The 2,266-nt window shown below is 74.8% G+C and carries 2 protein-coding genes; both read right to left on the bottom strand.

Going from position 1 to position 2,266, the window contains the following annotated elements:
• Window positions 1-30 precede the first annotated feature (30 nt).
• Window positions 31-1,227 carry a MarP family serine protease gene (locus ACYVE9_RS23660; RefSeq protein WP_461029920.1) on the bottom strand — a complete coding sequence of 399 codons (1,197 nt, stop codon included), beginning with the start codon at window positions 1,225-1,227 and terminating at the stop codon, window positions 31-33.
• Between the two features lie 187 nt (window positions 1,228-1,414).
• Window positions 1,415-2,266: endonuclease/exonuclease/phosphatase family protein (locus tag ACYVE9_RS23655; RefSeq protein ID WP_461029919.1), on the bottom strand; the 852-nt coding region annotated here is incomplete at its 5' end.

Genomic DNA, 2,266 nt, shown 5'->3' with positions numbered 1-2,266 from the left:
CCCCGCGCCGTCGTGCAGCCGTGCCCGGCGTCAGAGCGCCGAACGGGTGCCGGTGCTGACCGGCTCCCCGGCGGCGGTGCCCTGCTCCGCGGCCTGCCGCACCGCCGCGGTGGTCAGCGCGTAACCCGTCTCCGGGTCGGTGGCGGACCGGGCGAAGATCACCCCGTACACGCGTCCCTGCGGGGTGAGCAGCGGCCCGCCCGAGTTGCCGGGCCGCACCAGCGTCCGCAGCGGGTGGATCTCCCGGGTCACCATGCTGCTGCCGTAGATGTCCTGGCCGCGTGCCGTGGTCCGGCCGGCCACCGTCGCCGCCCGCAGGTCCAGGCCGCCGTTCTCCGGATAACCGGCCACCACCGCGGGCGCGCCCCGTTCCGGTACGGCCGCGAAGTCCAGCACCGGGGCCGCCAGGTCGGGGACCCGCAGCACGGCGACATCGGTGTCCGGGTCGAAGTACACGACGGTGGCCTCCAGCCGTGCCCCGACCCCGCCGACCCGCACCGTCGGCCGGTCCACCCCGGCGACCACGTGCGCGTTCGTCATCACCCGCTTGTCGGCGTAGACGAAGCCGCTGCCCTCCTGGCCCTGCCGGCCGCCGTCGACCGAGGCGACCCCCTCGACCTTGACGGTGCTGCGCTGCGCCGCCGCGGTGGCCGCTTCGGTCACCGCGTCACCCGACGGCTCCGCCACACCCGTCACCGGCTCGTTCTCGAACGGGTTGAACACCTGGGGGAAACCGGCGGTGGTCAGCGCGCTCGTCGCCCGGCTGAACCAGGTCGGCGCCTGCTCCGGCATGCGTTCGTGCACCGCGCCCAGCACCGTCGAGCCGCGGATCGCCTGGCCCACCTCCGGCGACGGCGACGTCACCAGCGCGCTGGCCGCCATCCAGGCGACCAGCAGTACCGCCACCGCGTTGATCAGCGCACCGCCCACCCCGTCGAGCCAGCGGACCGGCGCCCAGCTCAGCGAGTTGCGGATGTGCCAGGCCAGCCGGGTGGCGAACGCGTGGCCCGCCGCGGCCGGCAGCAGCACCGTGAGCAGGCCCACCACCGTCGCGGACGTCGTACCCCGCTCGACGAAGTCGAGTGCGAACGGCAGCAGCCAGACGCCCACCACCGCGCCACCGACAAAACCGGCCAGCGCCACCAGTCCGGCGATCAGGCCGCGCCGGTAGCCGGGGACCGCGAAGGCAACCACCGCCAGCAACAACAAGACATCGAGCAGGTTCACGAACGTCCCCTTTCGCCGTACATTCCCCCGATGCCCGCGTGAGCGGCGCTGATCCATGAGAACGCCGGCGGACCTGCGCACGGTTCCCCGATGTGACCGGCGGCATGCGTCACCCCGAGCCGCGGCACGGCAGGAACCGCCCGCCGGCACCCGTTCGCGGGCGTTAGCCGCCGCGCCGGACGGCTGCTCAGTGGACGGCGAGGTCCACCAGCAGCGCCCGGTGGTCGGTGCCCGGCAGGTCGAGGAACGAGGCGGCGACCGGCACCAGGCCACTGCTCACCAGCACGTGGTCGATCTGCGCGCCCAGCGGGGGAGCGGTCGCGGCGGGCCAGGTCGGGGTGCGGGAGCGGCCCAGCAGGCGCGCACTGTCCCGCATGCCGGTGTCCAGCACGGCCCGGAAGGCGGCGTGGTCCGCCGAGGCGTTGAAGTCCCCGGCGATGACCGTCCGGGTCCCGCCGCGAGCCGCCGCGACCTCACGCAGCGAGGCCAGCTCGGCCCGCCAGGCCGTCATCGAGTCCGGCATCGGCGGCATGGGATGCGCGACCTGCACGCGCACGTCCACCTCACCGATCCGGGCGAGCGCGCTCGGCATCGACAGCGACGCCGGGATCTCCCGCTCGTCGCGGAGCGGGTACACGCTCAGCAGGGCCGAGCCCTCCGCCGGCTCCCGGCCGGCGATCACCCGGTGCGGATAGGCGGCGCGTACCTCCGGTGCGGCCAGTGCGGACGCGCACCGGCTGTCGCACTCCTGCACCGACACCAGATGCGGACGTTCCCGCCGCAGCGTCTCCAGCAGTGCTTCGGTCGCGTTGCCGAACTCCAGGTTGGCCGTCAGTACCCGTACCTGCGCCAGCGGCTCGCCGTCCGGCGTCTCCCGGCCCGGCCCGTAGGGCTGCGCGAACCACCCGGTGACCGCCAGTGCCGCCAGCGCCCAGCCCACCAGCAGCAGCCGGCGGGCCAGCACCGCGCACACCAGCGCCAGCCATCCGGCGACCAGGAACCAGGGCAGGAACGCCAGCGCCTGCGGCAGCGGCGGCGG

It is taken from the genome of Streptomyces sparsus, assembly GCF_054776295.1.
This window is presented reverse-complemented; position numbering and strand designations above follow the sequence as displayed.